Consider the following 16,540-nt stretch of genomic DNA (forward strand, 5'->3'; position numbering starts at 1 on the left):
AATTATCCCTTCATTTTGAGCGGCAAGCCTGCCGCCAGAAAATAGACTTCATCCGCCACTGATGCCACGGCCTGATGCAAAAAACCGGCATGATCGCGAAACTCCCGCGCCATCTGATTTTCCGGCACAATGCCTAGGCCAACTTCGTTGGAAACGAAAACAACCGGACCTGAAAGCGGACTCAACGCCGCTATCAGTGTCTCGGTTTCAGCAGCGATATTCTGCTCTGCCATCATCAGATTGGTGATCCAGAGCGTCAGGCAATCGACCAGCACGAAGCGGTCATGCCCCGCATGTTTTTCAAGCGCCCCAACAAGGTCGAGTGGTTCTTCCACCGTCTGCCATTCACGTCCGCGACGGTCGCGATGAATGGAAATACGGCTTTCCATTTCCTTGTCGAATGCACGTCCTGTCGCGAGATAGACTGGCTGAAGTCCTGAGTCCTCAACCAGTTTCTCCGCAAACGACGACTTACCAGAACGGGCTCCGCCAAGAACGAATGTAATTTTTGCATTTTCATTTCTGGGCGGAGCCATAGGTATCAGCCTTCAATATCCGACTTTGCATAAGCCTGAATGAACCAGCCCAGCGCAAGACCAATGACGGCCCACATGAACAGGTTTGTTGCAAGCGATGCGACTGCATATTGCGAAGCAAGCAGCGATGGGATTGGCGATGCAATATCTTCAGGATGCGGTGCACCATAAAGATGTGGTGCGATAATCAACACAAGCCCGAGAATTTTGGAAATGATCTCACCACGCAAAACCAGCAGATAAATGCCGACGCCGCTTAACACCACTGTCAGAATCCACCAGAGCTGGCGCTGCGCCAGATCGGCTGCGGGCATCGCAGGCAGTTCCGGCGAAAGCCCCAAAGCTGGCAGGAAAGCGACTGCAAAGAAACCGGCCACACCCCAGAAAATACCGTTCTGCGGCGTAATACGACGACCAAGCAACAGAGCAACACCGCCCAAAAGCAGGGCAAAACCTGCGCCAGCTACGAGATTGGCGAGCAATGTATTGCCAAGACGACCAAACGGCAGTTCTGCCCCGGCCTCACCTTCACCTTCGCTGGTTGCAGCTGCTGCATGATCGTGCGGTGCAGCCGCTTCGGCTGCATCACCATGACTATGACCACCACCAGCGTCTTCATAAGTTTCCGCCTGAATGATCAGCGGAACGGTTTTCAAGTACATGGCAGGCGTCACGAGAAGCCCTGCCAAAAGGCCAGCAGCAAGTGTGGCCAGAAGATAACGGATCAACATTTCATTCCCTCAATAGCAATTCCCGCTCCGATGGCCGTCCACCATCGAGCGTTGCTCATTTCCTGTTTCTAAAAGCTAAACGGCTTAGTGGCAGGGAAAACCGTATGAATGACGCGTGTCGTGCGCTGAATCGTGCAGCGTATCGGAGTGAGCAAGACCCACGCCGTAAATCAGAAATGCACCAAGAAGCAGCGAAACGACGGCCGTGCCAAGACGCGTTGCAAGCGGCATAGCTAAAGTGTTGGGAACAGAATTTTGGGTACGCGCAGCCATGACAACCTCCGTGCAGGCAGCAGGGAAAACCTCCCATGGGGTGCGGACAAAATGTCCTTCACGCAACAGGCAGGTCTCCTGGCTCACGGGTCGTAGGGTTTGAAGCTGCCTTCCCAGAAACGCTGTGTTTCCAGTGGCCGCCGGTTAACCGGCTTGCCTCATCCCTCTCCGCTCTACAGTCGCGGGGTCGGCTGCGATAAAGACGCCCGGATTGGGTCTGTCCGTCGCATTCCCTTTTGGTATCGCCGGGATTCGTCCCGGCAAAACCTGTTGTGTAAATCGACACTAGGCTTTCACAAATGCGGCGTCAATCGAGTGCGAACAACGCATCAATATCAAGGCAGTTTTCAAGGCCGTCAGCCAGCTCATCAAGTGCCGTTTCAATGCCAGCACGATAATTCTCGACTGAACTGCTCACGCCGAGCGTTGCAAGAAACTGCCGACGGAACTCATCCGCACCAAAAACACCATGCAGGTAGGTGCCCATCACCCGACCGTTCGCCGAGACTGCCCCGTCATCGTGATCGCCGATCCGCGAGAATGGGCGGATAGCATCTGTACCATTGGTTCGCCCTATATGAATCTCGTATCCATCAAGTGCTGCATCATAAAGTTGCGAGTGAGCCGCAACATTGCGCACGACTTTTTCCGGTTCCATCACAGTGTTGACGTCCAGCAGCCCCAACCCATCGATGTCGCGCACCTGCCCCTCGATGCCGTCCGGGTCACTGATCCGGTTGCCGAGCATCTGAAACCCGCCACAAATACCAAGCACATGCCCGCCGCGCCGCACATGGAGCTGCAAATCGCGCTCCCATCCGTTTTCACGAAATGCAATCAGATCGGCAATCGTTGATTTCGTGCCCGGTAAAACCACAAGCCCTGCGTCATGCGGCAAAGGCTGTCCCGGCGGAACCATTACAACCTCAACCTGGTTTTCTGCTTTCAGCGGATCAAAATCGTCGAAATTCGCAATACGCGGCAACAGGGGGACTGCTACTTTCAACGCCTTGGCATCGCCGCGCGTGGCTCGTTCCAGAACGACCGAATCTTCAGCAGGCAGTCGTGACACGGCTTTCAACCATGGAACAACCCCAAAAGAACGCCAGCCCGTAAAGCGGGTAATCGCTTCCAGACCGTCATCAAACAGCGAAATATCGCCGCGAAACTTGTTAATCATGAAGCCGCGCACCATGGCGCGATCTTCATCCGGCAGAATTGTATGCGTACCGACCAGCGAGGCAATCACCCCGCCGCGATCAATATCACCCACCAAGACGACTGGCACATTTGCGCGCGTGGCAAAGCCCATATTGGCGATATCGCCGGCACGCAGATTGATTTCGGCAGGCGACCCCGCGCCTTCGATCAACACCAGATCGGCGCCATCACTGACAATATCAAAGGATTCCATCACCGCCGCCATCAGTTGCGGCTTTAACTGCTGATAATAGCGCCCACGCGCCTCGCCACGCACTTTGCCCTGCACAACCACCTGACTGCCCATGTCAGTCTGTGGCTTCAGTAGAACCGGGTTCATATGAACCGATGACGGCTCGCCGCAAGCCAGAGCTTGAAGCCATTGCGCGCGCCCAATCTCGCCGCCATCATCGCTGACGGCTGCATTATTCGACATGTTTTGCGGTTTGAACGGCCGAACTTTCAGCCCGCGATTGCGTGCAACGCGACAAAGACCGGCAACAAGCACACTTTTGCCGACATCCGAACCCGTTCCCTGAAACATGATTGCGCGTGTCATGCGAGCTTGCCTATCCCAACTTCATGTGACTGGCAATCGCCAGCAGTTGCGGCAACCTTATATGCAAAAATGCGCATCAGTTTATTACAAAAGTGAGCAACATTATTCCAATGGAGCGTTGGCAGCCACGCGCCATTGTGATCTAGTCGCCTCAGGAGGGTGCGGTGCTCATAGGGAGGAAACCATGGATACTGCCGACCAGAACCAGTTTGAACTCAATGAAGATCAACTCGCCATTCAAGATATGGCGCGCGGCTTCGCATCGGATTTTGTTGCGCCTCATGCACTGCGATGGGATCGCGACAAACATTTCCCGATTGACGTTATAAAGGAAACCGGACCGCTTGGCATGGGTGGCATTTATGTTCGCGAAGACGTAGGTGGATCGGCACTTAAACGCTCTGATGCGGTCCTTATTTTCGAGGCGCTTGCCGAGGCTTGCCCAGCTTTTTCAGCGTTTGTTTCCATCCACAATATGGCAGCATGGATGATCGATACGTTTGGCAATGAAAGCCAGCGTCAGACATTTTTGCCTAAACTTACGTCGATGGAATGGCTTGCGAGCTATTGCCTGACTGAACCCGGTTCAGGCTCCGATGCAGCCGCACTTCGCACCCGCGCAGAGCGGGATGGCGATCATTATGTGCTTAATGGCACCAAGCAGTTCATTTCCGGTGCGGGAGCTACCGATCTTTATCTAACTATGGTGCGTACCGGCGAGGACGGTCCGAAAGGAATTTCTACCATCGTTGTGCCGAAAGATGCACCCGGCCTGTCGTTTGGCGCCAATGAGCACAAGATGGGTTGGAATATGCAGCCCACCCGCACAGTGATTTTCGACAATTGCCGCGTGCCTGTCGCCAACCGTCTGGGTGATGAAGGTACGGGCTTCCGAATCGCCATGGCTGGCCTTGATGGTGGACGACTGAACATCGCCGCCTGCTCGCTCGGTGGTGCACAATCTGCACTCAATAAAGCTTTGGAATATACGGGGCAGCGCAAGGCTTTCGGCCAGACAATTGACCGGTTTCAGGCGTTGCAGTTCCGTCTTGCTGATATGGAGACCGAGCTCTCGGCAGCAAGACAGCTTCTTTACAGTGCTGCGAGCAAGCTTGACCGCAAAACGCATGATGCCGGCAAATGGTCAGCGATGGCCAAACGCTTTGTGACCGACACAGGCTTTAACGTCACCAATGACGCGCTGCAGCTTCTGGGTGGCTATGGCTATCTTCATGATTACGGCATCGAGAAACTTGTCCGCGATCTGCGCGTTCATCAGATTCTCGAAGGCACCAACGAGATCATGCGCGTCATCATTGCTCGCCAGCTGATCGGACGCTGATCGGACGCTGATACAAATATTGAATGGGAGGAAATCATGGCCACTATCGCGTTTATCGGCCTCGGTAATATGGGCGGCCCAATGGCCGCCAATCTGGTGAAGGCTGGACACAAGGTCATAGGCTTTGATCTGCTGCATGCTCATCTTGAAGAAGCTAAAGCCAACGGCCTTCAGATCGCGGCAAATGCTGCAGAAGCGGTCAGCGATGTAGACGCGGTTATAACCATGTTGCCTGCTGGTAAACATGTTCTTTCTGTTTATGAAGAGATTGCCCCTAAGGCTCGTAAAGACTCACTTTTCATCGATAGCTCGACGATTGACGTTGATTCGGCACGCAAAGCTCACGAAATCGCAGCCCGCCATGGCCACCTCTCCATTGATGCACCGGTTTCGGGCGGCACAGGTGGCGCCGCAGCAGGTACCCTCACCTTTATGGCGGGCGGCAGCGATAATGCCTTTGCAAAGGCTGAGCCGCTTCTTCAGCCGATGGCTGGTAAGATCGTGCATTGCGGCGGCGATGGCGCAGGTCAGGCTGCGAAAATCTGCAACAATATGATTCTCGGCATTTCGATGATCGGCGTCAGTGAAGCCTTTGTGCTAGCTGAAAAATTGGGCCTTTCGCATCAGGCGCTTTTTGATGTGGCATCCACCTCATCGGGGCAATGCTGGTCGCTGACCACCTATTGCCCGGTGCCCGGACCAGTACCAACATCGCCTGCCAACCGGGATTATAAGCCCGGCTTTGCAGCAGCTCTGATGCTCAAAGACCTCAAGCTTTCGCAGGAAGCGGCAAAAAGCTCGGGTGCTGCAACGCCGTTGGGCGCTCATGCAGAAGCACTTTACAGCCGCTTCGATAATGAAGGGCATGGCGGAGACGACTTTTCGGGCATAATAAATTTCTTGCGCTCAACCAAAGCAGGCAATTGAGAAATTCTTCGCCAAAGCAGCGAAAAACTTGCTTTGTTTAGATTTGCTTAAGTATCTGATAACTGTCCGGTAACGATGTTGCGCTAAAAAGGAGCCAGAGACGGTGCAAACCTTCTCGACGCTCCGGATCTGGTACTGCGTACCGGAGCTTCAGTCTCTCCCGCCTGTGTATTGTTTGGCGGGAACGCCATGCGTTTTTGGCAAAACCGTGCACCTTCAGAGGCAGCGCGGTTTTTGCCATTGTTCATTTCATAAATTATGCGTGATTTTTATATTAGATCTGGTCCCAAAGATTGAATTCTGGCCATAATCCTGTGAAAGCTAACCGCTGCTTGGTACGCAGATAAAGCGTAATTTTTTCTGGGATCTATAGATTTTGAGTGCAACACGACCAATAACGGCGCTTCCAGCCGAAAAAAACACGTTCGGTTTACCGGCGGCGGTGCTTTTTGTCCTTTGTTATTTCGCCTTCCAGGCAATATTGGTCACGTTTGTATCAAACGGTGCAGGTCTCGACGATGCGGAACAGCTTGCCAATATCGGCTATCTTGATTGGGGTTACGGCGGCTCGCAGCCACCGCTTTACACCTGGATAACAAATATTACGGCGTCGGTGCTAGGCACTTCGATGCTGACGTTGCAGATCGTCAAGTTCGGTGTACTCGCAAGCCTTTTTCTAAGTGTATTCGCCGCAATGCGGCTGCTCGGGTTTTCACGTATCGTTGCCTCGGCGTCAATGCTTGGGCTTTTTCTCATTCCGCAGATTGGATGGGAATCGCAGCGCGCACTCACACACTCTGTTGCAGGCACAGCGGGCTGTGGTTGGGCCTTTTTGGCTCTTGCCTGGCACATGCGCGCCCGTCATGTGGGTTCGGCGGCCGTACTTGGCATTACTATGGCTGCAGCGATTCTGGGCAAGTTCAATGCCTCGCTTTTCATAATTATGCTGATTGTCACCGCTCTTTCAATCCCCGAATATAGAAAAATTCTCCTTTCAAAGCTCTCTATCGTCACAATCATTGCCTTTGGCGCGGCTTTCGCCCCCACGGGCATGTGGATGCTCGCGCACAAATCGAGCGTCATTGCTCGCTCTGGCAAACTCCAGATAGGCGCTTCGGGAAATCTCTTTATTGACCGCCTCAACGGTGTCGGCAGCTTTATTGAAGCAGCCTTTCTATTTTCGATTGTAGCACTCGCGGTTGCAGGCATTATTGCGCTCATCCACTCGAAAGCACGGACATCACCAAATAAACCGTTCACTTCAGGCGAGATTTTTATGCGTCGCCTGCTTATCATCGGAATGGGAATTGTTTTTGCCGGTGTCGTGCTGGCCGGTGTCAGCAATATCAAAGACCGTTGGTTGCAGCCGGTTCTTTTCCTTCTGCCTGCAGCCACCGCTGCCTGGTTTGCACATTATCGAGCCGGAACACGAGCACTGGTAGATTTCGCGACTGTAAGTATCGTTGCGGCCCTAATCGTGCCACCTGTCCTTGCCTATTATCTCACATATGGCTCAAGCACGCCGCCCTATGGCCAGCTGGAATATCAGCGTCTTTACGATGAAGTGAGACAGCAGGGCGAGTTTAAAACGATCTTGACGGACAACGCACAGATCCCCGGAAACTTCCGTCTCTTCGACCCGTCTCTCCAGATTATTCATCCTGAAACACCGTTTGGTGCGGCCAATGCAGCGAGACCTACGCTGGTTATGTGGTTCGGAGATGCAGTTCCAAATGAGCGTGTATCGGCGCTTATAAACGAGGCACAGATTCATATTCCTGAAACGGGTATTACAACGACCAAGATCGCCTACAGAACCCGTCCAGACATGAACATCACTGTGAGTTACTTCCTGCAGAAATAAAAAAGGTCCGGGTTAATTACCCGGACCTTTTCATTTTATTCTACTGTTTCCTGCACCGCATGTGCGGTGCCTTTGACGTCGCGCCCGACGCCGCGGACTGTATTTGCGCAAGACGCCAGCGTGAAAGCACACAGAACGATGGCAACGGGGACAATGCGGGATAGCTTCATAACAGTCTCTCCATTGAGATGCTCAATTCAACCAAATATGCCTCCCAAACTACCTGACGCGCGCTGCCCGGTATTCTGGCGGTGAAGCCGTTACTCGGCTGTCACATATAAAATCTAGCGCAGCTTTTTTCGCTGGCAAGAGAGGTATTTAGTAAACTGCTAAAGTTTCATTGCACGGCTCAACCTGCGCGAAATGTATCGAAGCGACCGCTGCGGCGATAGCTTTCAAAAACATTGCGTAAATGTTCAGCGACCACCTGAATGTGCTGGCGCGCGTCCGGTTTAATGATCATTCCGAGCTGATAACGTCCAAGCTGCGGCAGATTATGTTCAGGTCCGAGCGCTACAATTCCCTCTCCCAGCAATGTTTTACCGAAAGGTGCAATAGCGAGATCAGCCTGTATGGCAGCGCGCTGCCCTGTAGAATGAGAACTCATATAGGCGATACGATAAGACCGGCCTGACTTTTCCAATGCTTCCAGCGCATTTCCACGCCAAGCACAGCCCTCTTCCCATATGGAAAGCGGGAGCGGATCACGACGATAGGCCGTACCACATTTTGCGCCTGCCCAGACAAGCTCCTCATCAAGCAACACTTCAACGTCACCCCTGCCCGGAACGGTATGAGAGAGATTGACCAGCGTGACATCAAGACGGCGTTCATCCAACCGCTTACGCAGATTGGTGCTTTGATCAATGACGACATCGACAGTGACGCCCGGATGGGTCTCAGCAAATCGCTTCAAAACCAGAGGCAAAACACATTCGCCAATATCGTCAGGCGACCCTAAGCGAACAACGCCTGTAACCGTCGGAGCAACAAATTTGGCCACGGCCTCGCGATTGAGCGCAAGAAGTCGCCGTGCGTAGCCGAGCAATATCTCACCATCACTCGTCAGCGTAACCGAACGCGCATCTCGCTCAAAAACGGCAACCCCGAGCTGCTCTTCAAGTTTCTTGATCTGCATCGAAACAGCCGAGGGCGTCCGAAAAACCACATTTGCCGCTGCCGAAAAACTGCCTGTATCGGCAATGGACGCGAATGTGCGCAACACATCAATATCGAGCATTGGCAGAGGATGTTGAACCGGCGCTGTCATGTTGAACTCCGCGATTTCCGTTAGTTCAATTTTTCTGATCTTATACCTTTCTATATTTCGTTTGATTGAACGTCAAGATGGTCGCAAGCTCTCATCATCGAGATCAGAACATCTCCACCCAACCACTTGGTCTCACTTTTTGTCAGGAGAACGAAAATGAGCATTCAATGTGAAGCACTGCAAAACGAATCTGGTTCGCGCCCATCTGTCATCCCAAGCTGGCTGCAAACGAACATTGTCTCAGTCGTCGCTTTCTATGCCGAATGGGCTTATCAGCGGCGCGTAAAGAAAAGCCGCAGGGTGCTGGAGTCTTTACCGGAACACATTCTACACGATATCGGCTGGCCTTGCGTGGATGATCGCCTTCCGACTTCCACACGCATCAGCCGAAAGAAGTAAATAACATCGTCAGATGAGGGCAGGATATTCCTTGCCCTCAATTAAACGACATATAGATGCCAATTTACGGCAGGCATTTAGCCGCACTATGCAATCTGAAAGTTCTATGTCTCAATATGTCTGTCCTGTTTGCGTCATAGCCTACCCCCTATAAATCCGGGCTGAAGCAACAGGATGGCCGGTCAGAAAGCGACCGGATGACAGGGTCTGATAAAGCCCCGGTGTCATGACGGAGGCACAAAGCCGGAAACTGCGTCGGGAACCGCGGTTCAGGCTTTCGAGAATGGGAACGATCAGGCTATGAATCAAGCTTCATCGGTTAAGCGGTCTATTGTTTTTTTTCTGGTCCCTGACTTCTCGATGATCGCATTTGCGACAGCAATTGAACCGCTGCGCATTGCCAATCGAATGCTGGGCTATGAAGCCTATCGCTGGCGGTTGACATCCACCGACGGCAAGCCGGTAACAGCGTCGAACGGCGTGGAATGCGCCGTCAATGCTTCACTGGAGGACGAGCGACGCTTCCTTCAGCGCGAACAGCGCCCTTCCATGGTGTTTGTTTGCTCGGGCGTTTATGTCGAAGAATTTCGCAACAAGTCAGTCTTTGCCTGGCTACGCGAAGAATATAACCGCGGCGTCGCGGTTGGCGGCCTTTGCACGGGCGCGCACATTCTGGCGGCAGCCGGTCTTCTCTCTGGTAAACGTTGCGCCATTCACTGGGAAAACCTGCCCGGCTTTTCCGAAGCTTTTCCAAAAGCGGAAGTCTATGCCGATCTCTTCGAAGTCGATGGCAACATCTATACCTGTGCAGGCGGAACCGCCTCACTCGATATGATGTTAAAGCTCATCGGTGATGACTTCGACGATAATTTGGTCAACCGCATTTGCGAACAGGCTCTCACGGACCGCGTGCGCAATCCGCATGATCGCCAGCGTCTGCCGCTTCGCGCTCGTCTTGGTATCCAGAACTCGAAGATTCTGACGATCATCGAAATGATGGAAGCCAATCTTTCAGAACCGGAAGCGCTTATCGATGTGGCGCATAATATCGGGCTTTCGCGTCGCCAGGTCGAACGTCTGTTCCGTCAGGAAATGGGTCGCTCACCAGCGCGTTATTATCTCGAAATTCGTCTCGACCGGGCCCGGCATCTGCTGCTGCAATCATCCATGCCGGTTGTTGAAGTTGCCGTTGCCTGTGGCTTTGTTTCGGCGTCGCATTTTTCCAAGTGCTACCGCGAACTTTACGGGCGTTCGCCGCAGCAGGAACGGGCTGACCGCAAAATGCTGATAGCAGCCTGATCGGAGAAACAAGCATAAAAGCCGCATCATTCACAATGCGGCTTTTCTTTTTAAATCATAGTGATAGCCCTGCTCTGTGAATCAAATTCTCAACACAGTAAGGTTCCGGATTTCCTGACCGTCAAAACGATCAAACAGCCATTGAGCTTCGGTCGCCTCACGCCGTGATTATGTCGTAGAATGACAATTGTAAGCTCCTACCAATCACTATGATTCCATCAAATGAAAAATGGGATCGCATAAAATGGCAGAGTTTCCTAAGAAAGCGAAAGTAGTCATTGTCGGACTGGGCGGCATCGTTGGCGCATCCGTCGTCCATCACCTGATCGAGCGTGGCTGGGACGATATTGTCGGCATCGATAAATCCGGCATTCCCACCGATATCGGCTCCACCGCACACGCATCTGATTTCTGCTATGCAACCAGTCATGATTTTCTGTCGTGCTGGACAACGCTCTACTCCATCGATTTCTATGAGAAGATGGGCCATTACGCTCGCGTCGGCGGCATCGAAGTTGCTCGCGTCGGCGACGATTCCCGCATGGAAGAACTGAAACGCAAAGTCGCATCCGGCAAAGCTTTCGGCACACGCGCCCGCCTGATGGAGCCTGCGGAAGTCAAAGAAAAATTCCCGCTAATCGAAGAAAGTCTCGTTCAGGGAGGCTTGTGGGACCCGGATGCAGGTCTCGTTATTCCGCGTTCGCAGACGGTTGCGGGCAAGCTGATTGACCAAGCCGAAGCAGCTGGCAAGCTTCAGAGCTTCGCCAATACCCCCGCACAGTCGCTTGTTGTTGAAAATGGGCGCATCAAGGGCGTTGTCACCCATCGCGGTACGATCGAAGCGGATTATGTTGTGATCTGTGCCGGTCTCTGGGGCCGTCTGATTGCCGAGATGGTTGGCGAAGACCTGCCAGTCATGCCGATTGACCATCCGCTCACTTTCTTCGGTCCCTATAATGAATTTACAGGAACCGGCAAGGAAATCGGCTGGCCGCTCATGCGCGATCAGGGCAACTCAGCCTATATGCGCGACACCGGCGACCCGAAGACGGCCGAAGGTGGCCAGATCGAATGGGGCTACTACGAAGAAACCAATCCTCGCCTCTGCCATCCGCGTGATTTGCTTGAAAAGCATGAAGCACGCCTGTCGCCATCACAGCGCGATCTCGACATGGAACAGGTACTCGAACCGCTTGAACGCGCCATCGAACTGACCCCGATCCTCGGCGAACTGGGTTACAATGAAAGCCATTCCTTCAATGGTTTCCTTCAGGTCACGACTGATGGCGGTCCTTCAATGGGCGAAAGCCAGAAGGTGCGCGGCCTCTGGTATGCAGTTGCAATCTGGGTCAAAGACGGCCCCGGCATGGGCAAGCTTATTGCCGACTGGATGACGGACGGTCGTACAGCAATCGATCATCACGCCATCGACTATTCGCGTTTCTATCCGCATCAGATGACTGAGCAGTTCATATGGGATCGCTGCACCGAAACGGCGATGAAGGTCTATAATCCGGCAGTGCATCCGCGCGAACCATTTTCCAAAGGCCGCAATATTCGTCGCTCACCTTTCTATGAGCGTGAAAAGGAACTTGGTGGCCACTTCATGGAGCTAGGCGGCTGGGAGCGTGCACACGGCTACGCGGCCAACGAACATCTGCTTGAGAAATATGGCGACCGCATTCCGGTCCGTGAGAACGAGTGGGACAATCGCCATTTCTGGCGCGTTTCCAACGCTGAGCATCTCGCACTGAGTGAAGATTGCGGCATTATCAATCTGTCGCATTTTGCCATGTACGACATCGAAGGTCCGGATCATGTCGAGCTGATGGAATGGTTATGCGCTGCCAAGATCGGCGGCGATGCCAATATCGGCAAAGGCATCTATACGCATTTTCTCGATGATGAAGGCATGGTGCGCGCCGATTTCACGGCCATCCGCATGGCAGACCGCATCCGCATGATCAACGGCGCGGATGCCGGTCCGCGCGATTTCCATTATATGCGCCGCATGGCTGAAGATAAGGGCTTTGATGTCACTATTACCGATGTGACTGAGAAATATGTCACCATCGGCATTTGGGGACCGAATGCACGAGACAATCTCAAAAAGGTTGTCGAGAACCCGGAGGGTCTTGACCTTGAGAACTTCGCGTTTGCCGCCATCAAGCCAATCCGTATTGCAGGCAAGGACGTAACAGCGTTCCGTATTTCCTATGTCGGCGAACAGGGCTGGGAATTGCACATGCGCTATGAAGACGGCCTCGCTGTCTGGGATGCGCTGCGATCAACCGGGGCAATTGCCGTCGGTGTTGAGACCTATGCGAATACACGCCGCATGGAGAAAAGCCTACGCCTTCAGAATGCAGATCTGCTCACTGAATACAATCTGCTTGAAGCTGATCTGGCTCGCCCGAAGGTCAAGGAAGCAGACTTCCGTGGCAAGGCAAAGCATCTTGAGTACAAGGCTCGCGAGCATCAGCCAGCCATGCTTTGCACGCTGGTTATGAGCGAGAATGTCGACTCCAAAGGCGTCAAACGCTACCCGGTCGGCATTCTGCCGGTGCTCGACCCTGAAACGGGTGCAACATTGGTTGATGAACTCGGACGTCGCTCATTCACGTCTTCCATCGCCTACGGCCCAACCATCGGTAAGAATATCGCACTTGCCTATCTGCCTTGGTCTTACTGCCAGGAAGGCCGCAAGCTGAACGTGGAATATTTCGGAGAGACCTATCCAGTGGAAGTCGTATCGATTGGTTACAAGCCACTCTACGACCCGGAAAATCTCAAGCCCCGCAGTTAAAGAGCAGACCGAAAAGTGCGACGCGGTTCTCGGAACAAGAGGCGCGCAAAAACAAATAGATAGAGAATTCCCAACGGTTCAATGAAGATTGGGAGACGCTCTAATCGTAAAGCTCAATAAAAAGCCGGGGTTGTGCCCCGGCTTTCTCAATTCGTGTTGGTCTATTTATTGAATCGTCGCCTTACCACCCGAAATCGTAATGGTTTCGTCGCCCTTCAGCGCCTCACGATCACCATTCGGGAACGTTACAAAACAACCGCCATTGCAGAAATCGACTGTTTCACCAGGCGCCACCAGCATTTCACGCTTCGAAGCGCCTTCAGTCACCACAATGGTCTGAGCCGAGCTGTCGTTATTGGCAACAGTTGCAGCATAAAGGCTCGGTACGGAGAACGAAATCGCGAGCATCGCACCGATAGCGACCTTGCCAGCATAATTGACCTGAGTTCTGTTCATATCGTTTCAGCGTTTCCGCTGCTCCCGCTACAAGCCGAGTATACGGCCCCATTGCTCTAAGACAGTTCGCCTGCCTCTTTTCGTAATCATTTATAAGACTTCAAAACTGAACTGCAACTGAACGACATATTCATAATTCGCATTAAAGCGCATCCCAAAAAGACGGCGGCGGTTTTCGGAACAGGATGCACGCAAAAACAAATAGATAGAGAATTTCCAACCATTCAGTGAAAACTGGCAATGATTTAAGGCGTTCAGACTTTGTCGTCATGTTCAGGCTTTTCGCCCTTCTCAGACTCAGCAGGCTTTTCCTTCCGCGCCTTTGCAGCGCGTGGGGCATCTTTATTCATAAGCTCGGAAAGCTTTTCGATTTCCGTAACACCTAAAACCAGATCAGTCGAAGACGAAGCCAACTCTATACCTTCAGCGTGGAAACGTTCAACGATCTGGAATCGCAGCTCATTCTTGATACCGCCCGTCGATGTAATATCTGCAACATGTGCGTAGATATCGAACACCAGCAGAGAATCCGTCATGCTCTGAAACGCCACGAACGGTTCCGGATTTTTTAGAATTGAAGGATGACTGCGGATGATTTCTAGCAGCAACGTGTGAACGCGACGCGGCTCATCGGTATAGGCTGCCTGCACATTAATATCGATTCGGCCAAGCTTGTTACGAAGGGTCCAGTTACCGACATTGCCGTTGATAAGCGTCGAGTTTGGAACGACAATCGACTGCTTCTGAAAAGTCTCAACTTCGGTTGCACGAACGCTGATCTTTTTTACGATACCGCTAACGGTACCTGCTTCGACCCAGTCGCCCACTTTGAACGGACGTTCAGCCAGAAGAATAAGGCCCGAAACGAAGTTCTGGACAATGTTCTGCAAGCCAAAACCGATACCAAGTGACAGACCACCAGCAATCAGTGCGAGACTGGATAGATTGAAGCCAGCTGCCGAAACACCAACCAGCGCCGCAAGTACCAGCCCCACATAGCCGACCACCGTGCGGATCGAATTACGAACGCCGGAATCTACACGGCCACGCGCCATAACGCTGTTATCAAGCCAGTTCTGGAACCAGCGCGTCATCAGATAGACAACGACGAAAAGCGCAATACCCGTCAGAATCCCCATCAGCGAAATGGAAATATTGCCGATGGGGATGCCGGTCATCAGATTATAGAAAGTGCTTTTCAGCTCCGACCATTGGAAACCAAACTGCATCAGCACGAGCGGTATGCCGACCAGCGCCACCGCAAAATTGATGAGAATGCCGACACCAAGCCCTATTTGGTCAAGTGTCGCTTCATCAAAATGGAAGCGGTCACGCATAACCCGACCAATCGGGCTGGACGCAAAGGCCTGTTCTTCCGAAATTGCACGGCCGGTCAAAAACCCGAGATACATCGTGACGAGGAACGCCCCGGTAACAACGATCTGCTGTGCAGCAAAGCGTGCAAGTCCGATAAAGCCAAGACCAGCTGCGATAATCGGCAAAAGACCAAGGACGATCAGGAATATCCTGAACATCTTAGGCCAGGGGCGGACGCCCTCTTCTCCGTCTTTTTCTATTGGCTTCACAAAGGCCACGATGAGGATCAGAACGCCGATAACGACCGTCGAAAGCAAGCTTTTCGCCATCGTCAAAGAGAGCGGCGAGGAAAGAACCTGGTTTACTTTGCTGAAAAACGAGTCGAGCCCGTTAATCAATGCCATGCCTGTAATCAGCCAGACGAGAACTCGACCTGGGCGTGGCGCGACCGGCACCAACCGCCATGCTGGTGTGTATGGGCTTATACAGGCAAACGCCAGCCGGCTGATAAAGAACACAATGCCTAAAACGACGAAGAGCGACTGTAGAAGCCCTGCAATATCAGGTCTTAAAACATTGAAGTAATTGAGAAAGAAATAGGTCGTTGCCAGAAACACACCGACAGCACCCGATGGGATCGCTGTCGACCAGAATGCAACCGACAAACGGCTCAGATAAGACGGTGTTTCAATCGTCGGATCACGTTCGTAAAGCGAACCGAGAACACGGCGCGCGCCGAGCTGGATGATCAGTGCCGCAACAAATGCGAAAAAGGCCGCTGCCAGAAACGAATTCAGCTTGAAGGTGGAGACAAAGCGCCACCATGATTTCACGATGCTCCACAGCGAAACCATCTGATCGCCAGCAGCCGAGGTTACTTCAGATCCGAGTGTAAGATCGAGATTGACGCGCTGAGACAAGGTTTGCGCAAACAGGTCACGGCGCATATTACCGATTTTCGCCGACATCTGATTGACCGAAAGCGATGCATCTTCCGTCTCGCCGATAACGGCGTTGATCTCGGCCTTTTCAGCAGTCAGTCGTGCGCGTTCATCCGCAACGATTTGCGGCTCTGCCGGTTGATCGCCGGAGGGGGCGGCACCCAGCTGCTCCAGACGTGTGTTGATTTCCGTCAGCCTTGGACGAAACGCAACACCCGCATCAAGCAGCTTCTTGGAAAGACCATCAAGCTGTAGCTTGAGATTTGCGAGCGTCTCGTCGCTGGTCGAAGATTTTTGCAGCTGATCGTTGATCGATTTGGTCTGCTGCTTGAGATCGTTGATGATCGGCTTTTGTTGCTGCACCACACCAGAAACGGGTGTACTAGCTGCCGCAGGTTCTGTTGCTACCGGTGCAGGAGCTTGAGCAGGCGCCGATTGCGGAGCGGAAGGCTGAGCCTGTTGCGGTTTGTTATCCTGAGCAAACGAATGATCCAGCGCCCCAAGCGACACAGCAAAAGTGGTCATTGCAAATGCAATTGCGCGGAACGTCGGTAAATATGCCAATTTAAGCTCTGCCAGTTTCACGATCACTGTTTCAACATAAAGCGCGTTAAAGCGGA

Annotated in this window: 14 protein-coding genes and 1 riboswitch; of the genes, 6 read left to right on the forward strand and 8 right to left on the reverse strand. The window is 52.8% G+C overall.

Going from position 1 to position 16,540, the window contains the following annotated elements; genetic code table 11:
* Window positions 1-2: 2 nt before the first annotated feature.
* From cobU to CEV34_RS01695, 4 genes are all read right to left on the reverse strand, one after another.
* The gene (cobU, locus tag CEV34_RS01680) at window positions 3-536 is read right to left on the reverse strand and encodes a bifunctional adenosylcobinamide kinase/adenosylcobinamide-phosphate guanylyltransferase (RefSeq protein ID WP_007875591.1); all 534 of its coding nucleotides are present in this window, start codon (window positions 534-536) and stop codon (window positions 3-5) included.
* Window positions 537-541: 5 nt separating this feature from the next.
* On the reverse strand, window positions 542-1,267 hold the full coding sequence (locus CEV34_RS01685) for a CbtA family protein (protein WP_007875592.1): 726 nt from the start codon (window positions 1,265-1,267) through the stop codon (window positions 542-544).
* An 84-nt stretch (window positions 1,268-1,351) separates the two neighbouring features.
* A complete protein-coding gene (locus CEV34_RS01690; RefSeq protein ID WP_007875594.1) occupies window positions 1,352-1,540 on the reverse strand; it encodes a CbtB domain-containing protein in 189 nt (62 codons plus the stop codon).
* A gap of 51 nt (window positions 1,541-1,591) precedes the next feature.
* Window positions 1,592-1,826, reverse strand: a riboswitch (cobalamin riboswitch).
* 21 nt (window positions 1,827-1,847) lie between these two features.
* Window positions 1,848-3,299 (reverse strand): cobyric acid synthase, encoded by a 1,452-nt coding sequence (locus tag CEV34_RS01695; RefSeq protein WP_007875596.1) that lies wholly within the window; start codon window positions 3,297-3,299, stop codon window positions 1,848-1,850.
* Window positions 3,300-3,483: 184 nt separating this feature from the next.
* Here CEV34_RS01695 and CEV34_RS01700 point away from each other — a divergent pair, with 184 nt between their 5' ends.
* The 3 genes from CEV34_RS01700 to CEV34_RS01710 all read left to right on the forward strand — a co-directional run bounded on the left by CEV34_RS01700 (window position 3,484) and on the right by CEV34_RS01710 (window position 7,432).
* Window positions 3,484-4,641 (forward strand): isobutyryl-CoA dehydrogenase, encoded by a 1,158-nt coding sequence (locus tag CEV34_RS01700; protein ID WP_007875598.1) that lies wholly within the window; start codon window positions 3,484-3,486, stop codon window positions 4,639-4,641.
* A gap of 36 nt (window positions 4,642-4,677) precedes the next feature.
* Window positions 4,678-5,568, forward strand: coding sequence for a 3-hydroxyisobutyrate dehydrogenase (mmsB, locus tag CEV34_RS01705; RefSeq protein ID WP_007875600.1), 891 nt, complete (start codon window positions 4,678-4,680; stop codon window positions 5,566-5,568).
* 481 nt (window positions 5,569-6,049) lie between these two features.
* A complete protein-coding gene (locus CEV34_RS01710; protein ID WP_235819001.1) occupies window positions 6,050-7,432 on the forward strand; it encodes an ArnT family glycosyltransferase in 1,383 nt (460 codons plus the stop codon).
* A 35-nt stretch (window positions 7,433-7,467) separates the two neighbouring features.
* Here the strand turns inward: CEV34_RS01710 and CEV34_RS01715 are convergent, their stop codons facing one another.
* A complete protein-coding gene (locus tag CEV34_RS01715) occupies window positions 7,468-7,602 on the reverse strand; it encodes an entericidin A/B family lipoprotein (protein ID WP_007875604.1) in 135 nt (44 codons plus the stop codon).
* A 179-nt stretch (window positions 7,603-7,781) separates the two neighbouring features.
* The gene (locus CEV34_RS01720) at window positions 7,782-8,702 is read right to left on the reverse strand and encodes a LysR family transcriptional regulator (RefSeq protein WP_007875606.1); all 921 of its coding nucleotides are present in this window, start codon (window positions 8,700-8,702) and stop codon (window positions 7,782-7,784) included.
* 156 nt (window positions 8,703-8,858) lie between these two features.
* Here CEV34_RS01720 and CEV34_RS01725 point away from each other — a divergent pair, with 156 nt between their 5' ends.
* The 3 genes from CEV34_RS01725 to CEV34_RS01735 all read left to right on the forward strand — a co-directional run bounded on the left by CEV34_RS01725 (window position 8,859) and on the right by CEV34_RS01735 (window position 13,206).
* Entirely contained in the window at window positions 8,859-9,101 is a 243-nt protein-coding gene (locus CEV34_RS01725) for a DUF1127 domain-containing protein (RefSeq protein ID WP_007875608.1), read from the forward strand.
* A gap of 300 nt (window positions 9,102-9,401) precedes the next feature.
* The gene (locus tag CEV34_RS01730; RefSeq protein WP_064320775.1) at window positions 9,402-10,400 is read left to right on the forward strand and encodes a GlxA family transcriptional regulator; all 999 of its coding nucleotides are present in this window, start codon (window positions 9,402-9,404) and stop codon (window positions 10,398-10,400) included.
* Between the two features lie 244 nt (window positions 10,401-10,644).
* A complete protein-coding gene (locus CEV34_RS01735) occupies window positions 10,645-13,206 on the forward strand; it encodes a GcvT family protein (RefSeq protein ID WP_007875610.1) in 2,562 nt (853 codons plus the stop codon).
* 165 nt (window positions 13,207-13,371) lie between these two features.
* On the opposite strand, the gene CEV34_RS01740 is transcribed toward CEV34_RS01735, so the two are convergent.
* Complete coding sequence (locus CEV34_RS01740) at window positions 13,372-13,662, reverse strand: hypothetical protein (RefSeq protein ID WP_007875611.1); 291 nt, start codon at window positions 13,660-13,662, stop codon at window positions 13,372-13,374.
* Window positions 13,663-13,916: 254 nt separating this feature from the next.
* Window positions 13,917-16,445, reverse strand: coding sequence for a mechanosensitive ion channel domain-containing protein (locus CEV34_RS01745; protein WP_051063920.1), 2,529 nt, complete (start codon window positions 16,443-16,445; stop codon window positions 13,917-13,919).
* Window positions 16,446-16,540: the final 95 nt, after the last annotated feature.

The organism is Brucella pseudogrignonensis (assembly GCF_002252525.1).
GTDB lineage: Bacteria > Pseudomonadota > Alphaproteobacteria > Rhizobiales > Rhizobiaceae > Brucella > Brucella pseudogrignonensis.